Origin of the sequence: Sorangium sp. So ce204, from assembly GCF_051526795.1 — a bacterium.
GTDB classification, from domain to species: Bacteria; Myxococcota_A; Polyangia; order Polyangiales; family Polyangiaceae; genus Sorangium; species Sorangium cellulosum_B.
Genome location: NZ_CP150317.1, coordinates 7,317,083 through 7,330,240 on the forward strand (window position 1 = coordinate 7,317,083; position 13,158 = coordinate 7,330,240).

Genomic DNA, 13,158 nt, shown 5'->3' on the forward strand with positions numbered 1-13,158 from the left:
TCACACCTCCTCGGCGCGGAACACCGCGAGATAGATCGTGATGAACACCGCGATGATGAGGAAGAGCGCGACGGAGATCGCCGAGCCGTAGCCGATGTTCGAGACGCTGACGAGGGTCTGCTGCGCGTACGTCGCCATCGTCTGCATGTCCGGCCGGTTGCCGAACATGACGAAGAAGACGTCGAACACCCGGAGCGCGTCGAGCGTGCGGAAGATGAGCGCGACGAGCATCGCGGGCCTGAGGAGCGGCAGCGTGATCCGGGTGAACTGCTGGAGCGCCGTCGCGCCGTCGACCCGCGCGGCCTCGTAGAGATCGTGCGGGATGAGCTGCAGCCCGGCGAGGAGGAGGAGCGCCATGAACGGCGTCGTCTTCCAGACGTCGATGAGCGCCACGGCCCAGAACGACACCGCAGGATCGGCGACGAAGGCGATGTTGCGGTCGAGGACGCCGAGCTGGTTGACGAGCAGGTCGTTGAAGACGCCGTAGACGTCGTTGTACATCCACTTCCACATCTGGGCCGAGATGACGGTCGGTATGGCCCAGGGGATGAGCATGGCCGCGCGCACCGCCGAGCGCCCCTTGAAGCGGGAGTTGACGACGAGCGCGACGCCGAGCCCGAGGGCGAGCTCGCCGAGCACGGTGACGACCGTGAAGAGCACCGTGAGCAGGACCGCGTCGTGGAAGTAGCTGTCCTGCACGAGATCGACGTAGTTCTGCGCCCCGATGATCCTGGCCGGCTCCCCGGCGCCGAGGCGCGCGTTCGTGAAGCTCAGGTAGAACGTCTCGGCGAGGGGATAGAGGGCGATGAACGCGACGACCGAGAGCGTCGGCAGGAGGAACAGCCAGGCGCGCCGCCGTCGCCGCGCGTCGAGCGATAGGTGGTCTAGAGGGGCCGCCGCGCTCGTGGCCGCTGGGTTCGCCGGCATGCTGCTCATGGGATGGGATATCCGTTCTCGCGAGCGCGCGGTGTCAGCGAAGCGCGCGCGTGAGCCGCTGCTCCACCTGCCCGAGCACCGCCTTCGGCTCCTTGCCCTGCAGGACCTGGCTCACCCCCTGGAAGAAGGCGATCGACGCCTCGTTGTACCGGGCGCCGGTGCTGTTCGAGGGGCGCGGCACGAGCGCGATGTCCTTCGCGCTCGCCAGGAAGGGCAGCGACTTCACCACCTCCGGGTCCTGCTGCACCGCTCGGATCGTCGGGAGGAAGGAGCCCGCGGTCGCGCGGAACCGCTGCGCCTCGGGGCTCGTCATGTAGCGGACGAGCTCGATCGCCGCGTCCTTGTTCGGCGAGAACTTCGACACCGCGAGCTGCCATCCGCCGATGGTGCCCGCGCTCTTCTGTCCGGGCTCGTGCGGCAGCGGGCCCGCCGCGAACTTGCCCTTGATCGGCGACCGCTCGGCGTTGCCCGCCGCGTAGGCATAAGGCCAGTTGCGCATGAAGGCGGCGTTGCCGCCCTGGAACGCGTTGCGCGCGTCCTCTTCCTCGTAGCTCGTCACGCCGGCGGAGGAGATCGAGCCCACCCAGCCCCTGGCGCGCGCGAGCGCCTTCTGGGCTTCCGGGTTGTTCACGGTGATCTTGCCCTCCTCGATGATCGCGCCGCCGCCGTGGGAGGCGATCCACTCCAGCGCGTTGCAGGTCAGCCCCTCGTAGGCCTTGCCCTGCCAGACGAAGCCGAGGAAGTTCGGGCTCGCCGCCCGCTCGCCGTCCTGGATCTTCTTCGCCATCTGCTCCAGCTCGTCCCACGTCTCCGGCGGCTTCTGATAGCCGTACTTCTCCAGGAGATCGGTGCGGTAGTAGAGCAGCCCGAAGTCGGTGAACCACGGCATCGCCACGAGCTTGCCGTCGACCGTGTTGTTCTGGACGATGCTCTCGATGTGCTGCTTCGCCGCCTCGCCGAGCTTCTCGCTCAGATCGACGAGGTTCTGCGCGAAGGCGCCGGGCCAGATGACGTCCAGCATCATGACGTCGATGTCCCCGGACTGCGCCTGGAAGAGGCGCTGGTAGACGGAGTAAGTCTCGGTCGCGTCCTTGGGACGGGGGATGATCGTCACCTCGATGCCGGTGTCCTTCTGGAACTGCTGGATCATCACCCTGTCGAGCTCGGCGCCCACGCCCACCGGCTCGCTGTAATACTTGAGCTTGCTGCCGGCGTACCGCTTCGCCTCGGCGGCGTTCGGCACGGCGGGGGGCTGCGCCTTGATCGCCTTGTCGCCCGGCGCCTCCGACACCGCGGCCGCCGTCGTGGCGGCGGCGGCAGGGGGGTTCTCGCGGGCAGGCGGGCTCTTGTCTCCGCGGCAGGCGCACAGCCCGACGACGAAGAGGAGCAGCGCTGCGGTTCGCCATGCGCGGAGATGATGCTGCCGAGTGGGGTCCATCGCAGGATCCTTTCTGAGCTCTGTTCTGGAGAGTTTTCGCATTCCCGGTGGCCGGCAGGGCTATCGAGACGCGCCGCTCACGCCCGCGCCGCGAAGGGCGAGTGCCCGCGGCAGCATCGACCAGATGCGCGCTCGGGGGCAAGCGATCGCGCCACCTCTGCAGGGGTAAAAAGCCCAGGAAAGAGCCGTCGATCACAGACGGGACGGAGCGCGCGCTGCTCGGCACTGCTCTGCTCGCTGCTAGCTGCTCGGCACTGCTCTGCTCGCTGGCAGCGCAGCAGACGGCGCGCGGCGCGCCGCACACAGCGCGTCGCGAAGGCGCGCGGCGCGAAGCGCGAAGCGCGATGTGCCGCGCGGAGACGCGACGCGCGCTGGCGGCGAGGTGAGACGAGACAGCAGCGCTGGCCGCGAGACGCGACACGACGCGCGCTGGCGGCGAGATGAGGTGAGACGAAACGCGATGCGCCTGCGTCGCGCGGACGCAACGCGCGCAATACGTGCGTGTGCGCGCGCCGACGCCACCACCTCGCCTCGAAGCGCAATTTCAGCGGCAATTCAGCGGTAGGCGCGCGTCGCACGCGCCCCGAACGTGGGCTGCTTTGCGCTTGCGGAGCCTTTCCGGAGGCGGTAGAGCCGATGCTGCGTGGCCGGCGCTCGCGATCCGGCACGGTGCCGCGGGCTCGTGGCCTGCTGGCTCCAGGCTGGTCCTGCCGAGCAGGACGAGCCCGAACCGGCCTGCGCACGGCGGTGCATGACTCCCCTGACGTTCTCCTCCTCGGCCGACGCCCCCCGCCAGGCGGCGCGGCTCGTCGCCCGCACCTTCCGGCTCGACGCCGACATGCTCGCGAAGCTGCCCGGCGGCGTCTCGTCGCTCATGGGAGACGGCGCGCGCGTCTGGCTGCACCCGGGCACCCAGCTGGTCGCGCACGGGGTCGCCGCCCGCCTGGAGCTGCCGCACGGCATCGAGGGCGGCGTGGGGTGGATCAAGGAGGCGCTCGCGTCGATCGAGGCCGCCGACGCCGTGGGACGCCCGGGCTGCGGCCCGGTGGCGCTCGGCGCCCTGCCGTTCGACCGGACCGAGCCGGCCGCGCTCGTCGTGCCGGCCCAGATCGTCGGCGCGGCCCCCGACGGGACCGCGTGGGTCACGACCATCGGCGAGGGCGCCGCCCCGGCGCCGCACCTGGAGCGGGCCGAGGGCCACCGGCGCTCGCCCGACAGCTTCACGCTCCGCTCGGCGCTCCCGCACGAGGAGTGGTGCGGGCGCGTCGCGCGCGCGGTGGCCGACATCCAGCAGGGGGCCCTCTCCAAGGTCGTGCTGGCCCGCGCGGTCGACGTCGAGGCGAACCGCCCCATCGTCGTCGAGGAGGTCCTGCGCCGCCTGACCGCGCTCTACCCCTCGTGCGCGATCTTCCACGTCGACGGCTTCCTCGGCGCGAGCCCCGAGCTCCTGCTCTCGCGCCGCGGGCGCGCCGTCTCCTCGCACCCGCTCGCCGGCACCTACGCGGTCTCCGCCGACGTCGACGCCGACCGCCGGTTCGCCGAGGTCCTGCGGCGCTCGGCCAAGGACCAGCGCGAGCACCGCTTCGTGGTCGACGCCGTGGCCGCCGCGCTCGCGCCCGAGTGCGCGTCGCTCGAGGTCCCCAGCGAGCCGTCGATCCTGAGCCTGCGCAACGTGATGCACCTCGGCACCCCGATCCACGGCCAGCTCGCGGAGGCGGCGCCGGACGCCCTCACGCTCGCCGCGCGGCTCCACCCGACGCCCGCCGTGTGCGGCACGCCGCGCGAGGCGGCGGAGGCCTGGCTGGGCGCGCACGAGGGCATCCGGCGCGGGCTCTACGCGGGGCTCGTGGGCTGGGTCGACGCCCGCGGCGACGGCGACTGGTTCATCGGCATCCGCAGCGCCACGGTCGACGGCGCGCGCGCGCGGATGGTCGCGGGCGTCGGGGTCGTCGCGGGCTCGAACCCGGAGGCCGAGCTGGTCGAGACGCAGCTCAAGCTCCAGGCCATGCTCGCGGCCATCATCCGCCCCTGATGCCGCGCCCGCCGCCGGGGCGCCTCACCCGAGCCGGGATCCGCGCCGGCTCGCCTGCATCGACCGCCTCGATGCGGGCCCCGAGGCGAGCTTCGCCGTGAAGACACTCCTCATCGACAACTACGACTCGTACACCCACATCCTCGGGCAGTACCTCTGGGAGGTGAGCGGCGAGGAGCCGATCATCGTCAAGAACGACAGCCTCTCGCTCGCCGAGATCGAGGGCCTGGAGCTCGACAGCATCGTCATCTCGCCCGGCCCCGGCCGCCCGGAGCGACGGGCCGATTTCGGCGTCTGCGCCGAGGTGATCGAGGCCCTCGCCGGGACGCCAATCCTCGGCGTCTGCCTTGGCCACCAGGGGCTCGCCGCGCGCTTCGGCGGGCGCGTCCAGCACGCCCCGCGGGTCATGCACGGCAAGATCGTGGAGATCGAGCACGACGGCGCCGGGCTCTTCGAGGGCGTGCCCAGCCCGTTCCAGGTGGTGCGCTACCACTCGCTCATCGTCGGCGACGGCGAGCTGCCGGCGGAGATCCAGGTGACCGCGCGCACGCGCGGCGACGGGCTCATCATGGCCCTGAAGATCAAGGACCGGCCGTTCTACGGCGTGCAGTTTCACCCCGAGTCGATCGGCACCGAGCACGGCAAGAGGATCATCAGCAACTTCAGGAATATCGCCATGAACACGCCGCGCGACCGGAGGGGCGCGGCGCTCCGCCGGATCGCGCGCGCGCCGGGCCTCTCCGCAGGCGCGCCGGGCGGTTGCGCGCCGGGCGCGCGGCGACGCGGGCGCGTGCGTCACCTCCGGCTCCCGTGGGTCGATCCCGAGCGGGCCTTCGCCGGGCTCTTCGCCGCGGCCCCTTACGCGTTCTGGCTCGACTCGAGCGCGACCGGCCGGGACGGGCGCTTCTCGTTCATGGGGAGCGCGACCGAGGCGATCGAGAGCCGCGGCGCCGCCGTGACGCGGTGGAGCGCCGGCGGCCCCGGGGACGCCCTCACCTCGACCACGTCCGAGGGGAGCCCGTTCGTCGCGCTCCGGCGGGAGCTCGCCTCGATATCGCTCGATCCGAGCGGCCTGCCCTTCCACTTCACCGGTGGCCTCGTGGGCTACCTCGGCTACGAGCTCAAGGAGCACCTCGGCTTCGGCGCGTCCGCTCACCCGCGCCGCGCGCTCCCGGACAGCGCGATGATGATCGCGCGGCGGATCCTGGCCTTCGACCACGTCGAGCGCGCGGTGTACGCGTGCGCGATCGACGCGCTCGACGCGCTCGACGCGATCGACGCGCTCGACGCCGAGGAGCCTGCGTCGCCCCCGTCCGGACCGTGGCTGGACGAGATCGCGGCGCGCCTCCAGGGCCTCCCGGCGCTCTCGGAGCCGCTCCTGCCGCCCGTCCCGGAGGGCTTCGCCGACCGGATCGCGCACGCGCCGCGCCTGTCGCGACGGGAGCACCTCGACGCCATCGAGGCCATCCTCCGCGAGATCCGCGAGGGCGAGACGTACGAGGTGTGCCTCACGAACGAGTTCCACGTGCGGACCTCGCTCGATCCGTTCGCCCTCTACCGCGTCCTGCGCCGCACGAACCCCGCGCAGTTCTCGGCGTTCCTCAGGATGCCGGAGGGCGCGGTGCTCTCGTCGTCGCCGGAGCGGTTCCTGGCGGTCGACCGGGAGCGGCGGGTGCGCAGCGAGCCCATCAAGGGGACGCGACCGAAGGGCGCCACCGAGGAAGAGACCCTGGCCCTGCGCCGCGATCTCGCGACCAGCGACAAGGACCGCTCCGAGCTCCTCATGATCACCGACCTCGTCCGCAACGACCTCAGCCGCGTCTGCGCCATGGGCTCGATCGACGTCGAGGCGCTCCAGCGGATCACGGAGCACGCGACCCTGCTCCAGCTCTCCTCGGTGGTCACGGGCGCGCTGCGCGAGGGGAAGGGCGCGCTCGACGCGCTCGAGGCGTGCTTCCCCGGCGGGTCCATCACCGGCGCGCCGAAGCATCGGACGATCTCGATCATCGACGCGCTGGAGCGGCGCACGCGGGGCGTGTACACGGGCTCGATCGGGTACCTCGCGTACGAGGGCCCCATGGACATGAACATCGCCATACGGACCCTCATCGCCGACGGCCGGGCGCTCAGCTTCGGCAGCGGCGGCGCGGTGGTCGCGGAGTCGAGCGCGGAGGCCGAGTACGAGGAGGTCCTCGTCAAGAGCTTCCCCCTGCTCCGCGCCATCTACCTCGCGGAGCGAGCCGCGGACGGAGGCCGGGCGTCCGCGCAAGAAGTGCGCGCGACGAGCGCGCTGCGCGGATGACGCGCCCGACGCAGACGTGCACGCGGCAAGATGCCGGTACGGCGCGCATGCCGCACCGCGTATACTCATCGCACAGAAGGAGACGCGGTCGTGAAACGAGAGAGCAACATTACGCGGAGGGGCGTCGCGGTGCGGCGGACGGTCGAGGACCTCGCCGTCGACGGCGCCATCCAGCCCATCGTCGAGGCGCTCGACAGCCACCTCGGCGTGGTCCTGGCGTCCAGCTACGAGGTCCCGGGCCGGTACACGCGCTGGGACATCGGCTTCGTCGATCCGCCGCTCGTGCTCGTCTCCCGGGGCCGCGACTTCCGGTTCACCGCGCTGAACGAGCGCGGGCGCGTGCTGCTGCCGGCCATCGACGAGGCCCTCCGTGATCTCGACGCGGTCGCGGCCCTCGAGCGGCGCGGCGACGAGGTGGTCGGCGCGGTCCGGCCGCCGGGCGAGCGGGTGCCGGAGGAGCTGCGCAGCCGGCAGCCGTCCATCTTCTCGGTGCTGCGCCGGCTCATCGAGCTCTTCGGGGTCCCCGGCGACCCGCTCTTCGGGCTCTACGGCGCGTTCGCGTACGATCTCGCCTTCCAGTTCGAGCCCATCCGCCTCCGCCTGGAGCGCCCGGCGGATCAGCGGGATCTCGTCCTCTACCTCCCCGACGAGATCGTCGCCGTCGACCACCGCCGCGAGCGCGCGACGCGCACGCGCTACGAGCTGAAGTTCGGCGATCGCTCGACCGAAGGGCTGCCGCGCGAGGGCGCGACGCACGCCTACGTCGGCGCCGACCGCGCGCCCCAGAACGAGTACGCGCCGGGCGAGTACGCCGAGCTCGTCCGGGTGGCGCGCGAGTCCTTCAAGCGGGGCGATCTCTTCGAGGTCGTCCCGGGGCAGACGCTCTACGAGCCGTGCCCGGTCGCGCCCACCGAGCTGTTCTACCGCCTGCGCGAGCGCAACCCGGCGCCCTACGGCTTTTTGATGAACCTCGGCAACGCCGAGTACCTGATCGGCGCCTCGCCGGAGATGTACGTCCGCGTCGAGGGCAATCGCGTCGAGACCTGCCCCATCTCGGGCACGATCCCGCGCGGCAGCGACCCGCTCGCCGACGCCGCGCAGATCGCGCGCCTGCTCGCGTCCGCGAAGGACGAGTCGGAGCTCACGATGTGCACCGACGTCGATCGCAACGACAAGTCCCGCATCTGCGTCCCGGGGAGCGTCCGGGTGATCGGGCGCCGGCAGATCGAGATGTACTCGCGGCTGATCCACACGGTCGATCACATCGAGGGCCGCCTGCGCGACGGCTTCGACGCGCTCGACGCGTTCCTGGCGCACACGTGGGCGGTCACGGTCACGGGGGCGCCGAAGGCCTGGGCCATGCAGTTCATCGAGGATCACGAGCGCTCGCCGCGCGCCTGGTACGGGGCGGCGGTCGGCATCGTCGGCTTCGACGGCAGCATGAACACGGGGCTCACGCTGCGCACGATCCGGGTCAAGGACGGCGTGGCCCAGGTCCGGGTCGGCGCGACGCTGCTCTTCGACTCCGATCCCGACGAGGAGGAGCGCGAGACCCAGGTGAAGGCGTCGGCGCTCCTCGACGCGATCCGGAGGCCTCGCGGCATCGCCACGCCGCCCCCGGCGGCCATCCACCCGGTGCCTGGCGGCACGCGCAAGGTCCTCCTCGTGGATCACCAGGACTCCTTCGTGCACACGCTGGCCAACTACCTCCGGCAGACGGGCGCCGAGGTGATGACGCTCCGCGCCGGCTTCCCTCACGAGGAGCTCGACGCCTACGCTCCCGACCTCGTTGTGCTCTCGCCCGGCCCCGGCACGCCGAGCGATTTCGATCTCTCGGGCACGCTCGCGGCGCTGCTCCAGCGCCGGCTACCCGTCTTCGGCGTCTGCCTCGGCCTGCAGGGGATGGTCGAGCACTTCGGCGGCAAGCTCGGCGTCCTCGACTACCCGATGCACGGCAAGGCCTCGCAGGTGCGCGTGCTCGGCGGGCGCCTCTTCGAGGGGCTGCCGCGCGAGTTCCGCGCGGGTCGCTACCACTCGCTCTACGCGTTGCGCGACGCGCTCCCCGCGTCGCTGAAGATCACGGCCGAGACCGAGGATGGAGTCGTGATGGCGATCGAGCACACGGAGCTGCCCGTCGCGGCCGTCCAGTTCCATCCGGAGTCGATCCTGTCGCAGGACGACAACGTGGGGCTCCGGCTCGTGAGGAACGCGGTCACCGAGCTGCAGCGGAGCGGCGGGCGGTGACGGTCGATCGGTGAAGCGGGGCGCTGGCGGCGAAATGAAAAAGCGCCGCCGGGGCCTCGGGGGGGGAAAGGCCACGCCAGCGGCGCTGAACCAGAATATCAGCATGAGGCGTGCCATGGCGCACTTCCGTCAGGGTCGGGCATTTCGCATGGATGTCCTGGGCGTTCATTTCGGTTCTGCACGAGCAGCGCTGCACACCTGAAATGTGCGAACTGTGCGCCGCCGCCGACGAGGCCCGGGGCGCCCGGGAGCGGCTCAGGCAGGCGTCTCTGGGCTCTCGGTCCGCCGCGTGAAGATCCCCTTGCTGTACGCCATGAAGAAGCCGAGCCGCATCGCGTTGCGCTCCGTGGGGATACCGGGGCTCGCGCTGATGCACGCCAGCAGGCGACCCTGCTCGCGCACCCGCTCCAGGCGGCGGGCGATGAGCGCCTGCTGGACGCCGCGCTCGCGAAACCGGGGGAGCACCGAGGCGCCGAAGAGCGCGGCGCCCTCGCCGGAGATCTCCACGCTGCCGCCGCCGGCGGGCTCGCCGTTCACGAGCGCCAGGTACGAGTCGCATCCGGGGTGCGCGACCACGCGGCGCGTGATCTCGAAGAGCACCGGCGAGATCGGCGCGTCCGCGGGCCGGAAGCCGCTCGTCGCGATCTCGATGAACACCCGGACCTGCGCCTCGTCGCCCGGATCGATGCGCACGATCTCCAGCTCCCCGGGGCCACCATACGACGCCAGCGCGCGGAGGTCCTCGTCCGGCGCGAGCTCGCGCGCCAGCACGTTCTCGAACTCGCGCAGCACGAACCCTCGTTCGGCGAGGCCGCGCACCAGCGATCCGTGCGCGAAGGGGCAGACCTGTATCTGCGGCTCCGCGCCGCGCGCCGCGTAGAACGCCACGAGGTGATCGAGATCCTCGCCGGAGACAGGCCCATCGAGCCCGAGCCCGACAGCGAAGTTTCCCCAGGAGCCCTCTCCATCAAAGGCCATCCACCCGCCCGCGATGGGCTCCGCGCAGGCGACCACGGCGGCGATGCTGACCGCCAGCCGGCGCTCCTCGATCCGGGCGATCTCGGCGTACGACAGCTTCGGCATGGACGTGCACCTCGTTTGCGAGCAGGGCTCGCGCGACACGGTGTCCTCCATCCTAGTCCGATGAGGCCCGGTCTGCGCCGTTTCGTGCAAGCCAGCGCGCGGCAGCGCCGCCCCGGCGGAGCGGACGGAGCCTCTGACGTCGCGCACACGCGCCGTCAGGCGCCTCCGCCGCCCCGCGATCTCCGCTCGCGCGCTCGCGGGCGTTGCGATTATGCTGCGCCGCCATGAGCAGGATCTTCCGTTCACTCCCCCCGGCGGGCACCCACCTCGGCATCGCGTTCTCGGGCGGCCTCGACACGCGCTGCGCGGTGGCGTGGCTCTCGCGCAACGGGCTCAAGGTGCACGCGTACACCGCCGATCTGGCGCAGCCGGACGAGGACTCCCCCGGCGACATCCCGCCGATCGCCCTGCAGCACGGCGCGGTCTCCGCGAAGCTGGTGGACTGTCGCGAGGCGCTCGTCCGCGAGGGCATCCTCGCCATCCAGTGCGGCGCCTTCCACCTCTCGACGGGCGGCAAGAAGTACTTCAACACCACGCCGCTCGGCCGCGCGGTGACCACGACCGCGATCGTCCGCGCGATGCGCGACGACGACGTCCACGTCTTCGGCGACGGCAGCACGCACAAGGGCAACGACATCCAGCGGTTCTACCGTTACGGCATCTTCGTCGACCCCTCGCTCAAGATCTACAAGCCCTGGCTCGATCCGAGGTTCGTGGGAGAGCTCGGCGGGCGCAAGGAGATGAGCGAGTACCTCGAGCGCCACGGGCTGCCCTACCGCATGGGGACGGAGAAGGCGTACAGCACCGACGCCAACGTGCTCGGCGCGACGCACGAGGCGAAGGACCTCGAGCACCTGAACACCGGCATCAAGATCGTCCAGCCCATCATGGGCGTCGCCTCCTTCCGGCCGGAGGTCGCCATCGAGGCCGAGACGGTGACCCTCGGGTTCGAGCGCGGCGTCCCGACGACGATCAACGGCAAGCGCTTCGGCTCCCTGTTCGAGCTGTTCGTCGAGTGCAACCGGATCGGCGGGCGCCACGGGCTCGGCATGAGCGACCAGATCGAGAACCGGGTGATCGACGCGAAGAGCCGCGGCATCTACGAGGCGCCGGGCATGGCCCTGCTCCACGCCGTCTACGAGCGGCTCCTGTCCGCCATTCACAACGAGAACACCCTCGACGTGTACTTCACCCAGGGCAGGCGCCTCGGGCGTCTGCTCTACGAGGGCAAGTGGTACGACCCCGAGGCCATGATGCTGAAGGACGCGCTCTCGCGCTGGATCGCCCCCGGCGTGACCGGCGAGGTGACGCTCGAGCTGCGCCGCGGCGACGACTACAACATCTTGAACACGCGCGCCGACTACATGGCCTATGCGCCGCACAAGCTCTCGATGGAGAAGGTCGAGGAGGCCTATTTCACCCCCGAGGACCGCATCGGCGCGCTCGAGCTCCAGAACCTCTCGGTGACGGACAACCGCCAGTTCCTGATCCACCTCATCGAGAGCACGCAGGCCCTCGGCCCGGGCGGCGCCCCCGCCATCGGCGAGCTGCTCGGCGGCGACAAGCCGAAGGAATGAGCCGGGGCGGCGCCGCTGAGGCTGAGCGGAGGCCGCGCCCCGGCTCCGCTCACGCCGCGCCGCGCCGCGCCGGACGAGGTTGCGCCCGGCACCTGCCTGGGTCACGAGGAAGGTGCGAACGCCGGCCCGCCCGAGCGGTGCCGGCCCAGGGAGGTGGTCATGAAGGCGCTCATCATCCAGGCACTCGCCGCGGGCCTCGCGGTCCTCGTCGGAACGAAGATCCTGCCCGGCGTGCGGATCCGAAAGACCCAGACGGCGCTCGTCGTCGCCGCCGTGTTCACCGTCCTCAACCTGCTGCTCGGCTGGCTCGTGAAGTTCCTGGTCGCGGTGGCGCTCCTGCCCGCCGCCATCCTCACGCTGGGCCTTGCGTATCTCTTCTTCGGCCTCGTCGTGAACTCGGTGCTGATCTACGTCACCGACAAGCTCATCGACGATTTCGAGATCCGGGGGCTAGGGCCGCTCTTCGGCACGGCGGCCCTCATCTCGTTCGCAGGATGGCTGTTGCCGCGCATCTTGTGAGCCTTCGCAGCCCTCGCCCGGGCGGCGTCTACCAGAGCTGGTGAACCCGAGGCCGGAGCCGCCGGTCGTAGATCTCGCGGATCTTCGCCATCGTCTCCTCTGGCACGGGCAGAAGGTCCGCCGCGCTCGCGTTCTCGTCCACCTGCTCGGGCCGCTTCGCGCCGGGGATCACGCACGTCACCGCGTCCTGCATCAGGATCCAGCGCATCGTCCACGCGCCCATGCTCACGCCGGCGGGCACGAGCGGGCGGAGCTCGTCGACGACCTCGAGGCCCAGGTTGTAGTCGACGCCCGAGAACGTCTCGCCCTTGTCGAACGCGGCGCCCTCGCGGTTGAAATTGCGGTGATCGTCGGCCGCGAACCGGGTCGCCGCGCTCATCTTCCCGGTGAGCAGCCCCGAGGAGAGCGGCAGTCGCGCCAGGACCCCGACCTGCCGGCGCTTCGCCTCGGGGAAGAAGAGCTCGGCCGGGCGCTGCCGGAGGACGTTGTAGATGATCTGCACCGACTGCACGCCGGGGTACTCGATGGCCTTGAGCGCCTCTTCCACCCGCTCGACGCTGACGCCGTAAAACCGGATCTTGCCTGCCTTCACGAGCCCATCGAGGGCGTCGAACACCTCGGGCCGGTAGTAGACGTCCGTCGGCGGGCAGTGCAGCTGGACGAGGTCGAGCGCGTCCGTCTCGAGGTTCTTCAGGCTGCGCTCGATGAAGGCCGTGAGGTTCCCCTCGGTGTAGCCTGCCGCCGTGTGCGGGCTCAGGCGCCGGCCCGCCTTCGTCGCGACGACGATCTCCTCGCGCCGCTCGCGCCTGAGCCGCGCGAGCAGCCGCTCGCTCCGGCCGTCCCCGTACACGTCCGCGGTGTCGAAGAAATTCACGCCTCGATCGACGGCCCGGTGCAACGCCGCGAGCGACTCCTTGTCGTCGACGTCGCCCCAGGTGCCCCCGATCGCCCAGGCCCCGAAGCTCACCGAGGAGACGCGGAAGCCCGTCCTGCCAAGAGATCGATACTCCATGGCGGCGCATACAAC

9 protein-coding genes are annotated in these 13,158 nt (G+C 71.2%); 5 read left to right on the forward strand and 4 right to left on the reverse strand.

Going from position 1 to position 13,158, the window contains the following annotated elements:
• Together WMF22_RS27335 and WMF22_RS27340 are read right to left on the reverse strand one after the other, a co-directional pair.
• Complete coding sequence (locus WMF22_RS27335; RefSeq protein ID WP_438037288.1) at window positions 1–927, reverse strand: carbohydrate ABC transporter permease; 927 nt, start codon at window positions 925–927, stop codon at window positions 1–3.
• Window positions 928–970: 43 nt separating this feature from the next.
• Window positions 971–2,374 (reverse strand): ABC transporter substrate-binding protein, encoded by a 1,404-nt coding sequence (locus tag WMF22_RS27340; protein ID WP_438031681.1) that lies wholly within the window; start codon window positions 2,372–2,374, stop codon window positions 971–973.
• Window positions 2,375–3,125: 751 nt separating this feature from the next.
• Between WMF22_RS27340 and WMF22_RS27345 the strand changes: the two genes are divergently transcribed.
• The 3 genes from WMF22_RS27345 to WMF22_RS27355 all read left to right on the forward strand — a co-directional run bounded on the left by WMF22_RS27345 (window position 3,126) and on the right by WMF22_RS27355 (window position 8,952).
• The gene (locus WMF22_RS27345) at window positions 3,126–4,406 is read left to right on the forward strand and encodes an isochorismate synthase (protein WP_438031682.1); all 1,281 of its coding nucleotides are present in this window, start codon (window positions 3,126–3,128) and stop codon (window positions 4,404–4,406) included.
• Window positions 4,407–4,503: 97 nt separating this feature from the next.
• A complete protein-coding gene (locus WMF22_RS27350; protein ID WP_438031683.1) occupies window positions 4,504–6,708 on the forward strand; it encodes a chorismate-binding protein in 2,205 nt (734 codons plus the stop codon).
• 30 nt (window positions 6,709–6,738) lie between these two features.
• Window positions 6,739–8,952 carry an anthranilate synthase component I gene (locus WMF22_RS27355; protein WP_437292937.1) on the forward strand — a complete coding sequence of 738 codons (2,214 nt, stop codon included), beginning with the start codon at window positions 6,739–6,741 and terminating at the stop codon, window positions 8,950–8,952.
• 255 nt (window positions 8,953–9,207) lie between these two features.
• Here WMF22_RS27355 and WMF22_RS27360 read toward each other — a convergent pair whose 3' ends face one another.
• On the reverse strand, window positions 9,208–10,035 hold the full coding sequence (locus tag WMF22_RS27360; protein ID WP_437292938.1) for a GNAT family N-acetyltransferase: 828 nt from the start codon (window positions 10,033–10,035) through the stop codon (window positions 9,208–9,210).
• Window positions 10,036–10,259: 224 nt separating this feature from the next.
• Between WMF22_RS27360 and argG the strand changes: the two genes are divergently transcribed.
• Together argG and WMF22_RS27370 are read left to right on the forward strand one after the other, a co-directional pair.
• A complete protein-coding gene (gene argG, locus WMF22_RS27365; protein WP_437274770.1) occupies window positions 10,260–11,612 on the forward strand; it encodes an argininosuccinate synthase in 1,353 nt (450 codons plus the stop codon).
• A 159-nt stretch (window positions 11,613–11,771) separates the two neighbouring features.
• Complete coding sequence (locus WMF22_RS27370) at window positions 11,772–12,131, forward strand: phage holin family protein (protein ID WP_437292939.1); 360 nt, start codon at window positions 11,772–11,774, stop codon at window positions 12,129–12,131.
• A 28-nt stretch (window positions 12,132–12,159) separates the two neighbouring features.
• Here the strand turns inward: WMF22_RS27370 and WMF22_RS27375 are convergent, their stop codons facing one another.
• Window positions 12,160–13,143, reverse strand: a complete 984-nt coding sequence (locus tag WMF22_RS27375; protein ID WP_437292940.1) for an aldo/keto reductase — start codon at window positions 13,141–13,143, stop codon at window positions 12,160–12,162.
• Window positions 13,144–13,158 lie beyond the last annotated feature (15 nt).

What these genes read in the sequence shown, in the direction of transcription:
- argG (WP_437274770.1), top strand. Translation starts at nt 10,260, where the DNA reads ATGAGCAGGATCTTCCGTTCACTCCCCCCGGCGGGCACCCACCTCGGC.
- WMF22_RS27370 (WP_437292939.1), top strand. Translation starts at nt 11,772, where the DNA reads ATGAAGGCGCTCATCATCCAGGCACTCGCCGCGGGCCTCGCGGTCCTC.
- WMF22_RS27360 (WP_437292938.1), bottom strand. Translation starts at nt 10,035, where the DNA reads ATGCCGAAGCTGTCGTACGCCGAGATCGCCCGGATCGAGGAGCGCCGG.
- WMF22_RS27335 (WP_438037288.1), bottom strand. Translation starts at nt 927, where the DNA reads ATGCCGGCGAACCCAGCGGCCACGAGCGCGGCGGCCCCTCTAGACCAC.
- WMF22_RS27355 (WP_437292937.1), top strand. Translation starts at nt 6,739, where the DNA reads ATGCCGGTACGGCGCGCATGCCGCACCGCGTATACTCATCGCACAGAA.
- WMF22_RS27340 (WP_438031681.1), bottom strand. Translation starts at nt 2,374, where the DNA reads ATGGACCCCACTCGGCAGCATCATCTCCGCGCATGGCGAACCGCAGCG.
- WMF22_RS27345 (WP_438031682.1), top strand. Translation starts at nt 3,126, where the DNA reads ATGACTCCCCTGACGTTCTCCTCCTCGGCCGACGCCCCCCGCCAGGCG.
- WMF22_RS27375 (WP_437292940.1), bottom strand. Translation starts at nt 13,143, where the DNA reads ATGGAGTATCGATCTCTTGGCAGGACGGGCTTCCGCGTCTCCTCGGTG.